Here is a 2,497-nt window from a genome sequence, read left to right as displayed (position 1 = left end):
TGTTGGATGTCACCGAGAACTGACCCGGCATTGTCACCGAGAACTGACCCGCCCTTTCGTTATGTTTGCTGGTTCATGATGGGGTCAATGCTGGTGTCTCCTTTCGTTTCTTCTTCGCCGTCTCGGAACTGGCCTTGAAGCGATAGCTGTCGTTGCCGGTCTCGAGGATATGACAGCGGTGGGTGAGACGATCGAGCAGCGCGGTGGTCATCTTCGCATCGCCGAAGATGCTCGCCCACTCACTGAAGCTCAGGTTGGTGGTGATGATGACGCTGGTGCGCTCGTAGAGCTTGCTGAGCAGGTGGAACAGCAGCGCACCGCCCGAGGCGCTGAACGGCAGGTATCCAAGCTCGTCGAGGATCACCAATTCGGTCTTCACCAGCGCCTCAGCGATCTTCCCGGCCTTTCCCTGTGCCTTTTCCTGTTCCAGCGCATTCACCAGCTCGACGGTGGAGAAGAAGCGCACGCGTTTGCGGTGATGCTCGATGGCCTGGACGCCAAGGGCGGTCGCGACATGGCTTTTCCCTGTGCCGGGGCCGCCGATCAGCACCACGTTCTCGGCCGCGTCCATGAACTCGCACCGATGGAGTTGCCGCACGAGGGCTTCGTTGACATCGCTGGCACCGAAGTCGAAGCCGGACAGGTCTTTGTAGGCCGGGAAGCGCGCGGCCTTCATGTGGTATGAGATGGAGCGCACCTCGCGTTCGGCCATCTCAGCTTTGAGCAGTTGCGACAGCATCGGGATTGCCGCGTCGAACGCTGGGGCACCTTGCTCCATGAGATCACGCACGGCCTGCGCCATGCCTGGCATCTTCAGGCTGCGCAGCATGATGACGATGGCAGCTCCGGCGGGATCATGACGCATGGCGTGTGCCTCCCATGGTGCGCAATCCGTCATAGCGCGCAACATTGGCCTCTGGCTCCTTGCGCAGCGTAAGGGCCTTTGGTGGAGTCACGTTCGGCTGATCGGCCGGTGTGCCATCCACCAGCCTGTGGAGCAGGTTCAGCACATGGGTCTTGGTCGGCACGCCCGCATCCAGCGCCATTTCCACGGCGCAGAGCACGGCCTGCTCATCGTGATGCAGGACCAGGGACAGGATCTCGACCATCTCGCGATCACCGCCGGGCTTAGGCAGCATCTGTCCCTGCAACTGTCGGAATGCCTCTGGCATCTCGGCAAACGGGGCGCCGTTGCGCAGCGCCCCCGGCTTGCGCTGAACCACGGCGAGGTAATGGCGCCAATCATAGATGACGCGGCCAGGGTGCCGGTGCGACCGTTCAATGATGCGCTGGTGCTCGCAAACCATGTGCCCTTCGGCCACGATCACCAGACGTTCAGGATAGATGTGCAGGCTGACAGGGCGGTTCGCAAAGCTGGCAGGGACAGAGTAGCGGTTACGATCGAAGGTGATCAGGCAGGTCGGCGACACCCGCTTGCTTTGCTCGACATAGCCATCGAAGGCCGTGGGCAGCGGCATCAGCGCAGGCTTCTCGGCCTCCCAGACATCGGCGATGCTGCCGGGCAGGCCGCCATGCGCGGTCTCGGCCCACAGCGCCATGCACCGCTGTTCCAGCCAGAGGTTCAGCGCATCGAGATCCGGGAAGGCCGGCATCACCTGCCACAAACGGTGACGCGCATCGCGGACGTTCTTCTCGACCTGGCCCTTCTCCCAGCCCGCCGCCGGATTGCAGAAGTCGGGCTCGAACACATAGTGGCGGGTCATGGCCATGAACCGCGCATTCACATCGCGCTTCTTGCCAACGCCCACGCGGTCTACCGCCGTGCGCATGTTATCGTAGATCCCGCGGCCCGGCACGCCCTCGAAGACCCGGAACGCATGCCAGTGCGCGTCGAACAGCATCTCATGCGTCTGCAACAGATAGGCTCTGACCAGGAACGCGCGGCTGTGCGACAGCTTGATGTGAGCCACCTGCAACTTGATGCGCTCGCCGCCGACATGGGCCCAGTCCTCGCTCCAGTCGAACTGGAACGCTTCGCCCGGCTGGAATACCAGCGGAACGAATGTCCCGCGGTCGGTCGTCTGCTGCGCGCGCTGCCGGTCTCCTTTCCAGGTCCGCACGAAGGCTGCGACCCGCTCATACGAGCCGTCATAGCCAAGCTGAACCAGATCAGCATGCATCTGCTTGGCAGTGCGCCGGTCCTTGCGCGACTTGCGCTGCTCCGTCACCAACCAGCCGGACAGCTTCTCCGCATACGGGTCCAACTTGCTTGGCCGCGCCGGTGTCTGGAACCGGGGTTCAGTAATCCCTGCCCGCAGATACTTCTTGATGGTGTTACGAGACAGCCCGGTCCGCCGCGCAATCTCGCGGATGGGCATCTTGTCCCGCAAAGCCCAACGTCGAATGACGCTCAAAAATCCCATGTCGATCACTCCGATAACCCCCGACGAACTCCGTCAGAGGCAAGGTTCCACATGGGTCAAATCTCAGTGACAATTCCGACTGCTGCCGGGTCAGTTCTCGGTGACATCCAACA

Annotated in this window: 2 protein-coding genes; both read right to left on the bottom strand. The window is 62.2% G+C overall.

What is annotated here, in order from left to right; genetic code table 11:
* Positions 1 to 73: 73 nt before the first annotated feature.
* Entirely contained in the window at positions 74 to 865 is a 792-nt protein-coding gene (gene istB / locus BW990_RS20855; protein ID WP_076451409.1) for an IS21-like element helper ATPase IstB, read from the bottom strand.
* Entirely contained in the window at positions 855 to 2,384 is a 1,530-nt protein-coding gene (gene istA, locus BW990_RS20850) for an IS21 family transposase (protein WP_076451411.1), read from the bottom strand. The genes istB and istA overlap by 11 nt, the downstream gene beginning before the upstream one ends.
* Between the last annotated feature and the right edge of the window lie 113 nt (positions 2,385 to 2,497).

The organism is Roseivivax lentus, assembly GCF_900156805.1.
Taxonomy (GTDB): Bacteria; Pseudomonadota; Alphaproteobacteria; order Rhodobacterales; family Rhodobacteraceae; genus Roseivivax; species Roseivivax lentus.
The sequence above is the reverse complement of the archived record's forward strand: the minus strand, read 5'-3'. Positions and strand labels throughout refer to the sequence as shown.

Coding starts and splice junctions, on each gene's coding strand:
- istB (WP_076451409.1), bottom strand. CDS start 865: ATGCGTCATGATCCCGCCGGAGCTGCCATCGTCATCATGCTGCGCAGC.
- istA (WP_076451411.1), bottom strand. CDS start 2,384: ATGGGATTTTTGAGCGTCATTCGACGTTGGGCTTTGCGGGACAAGATG.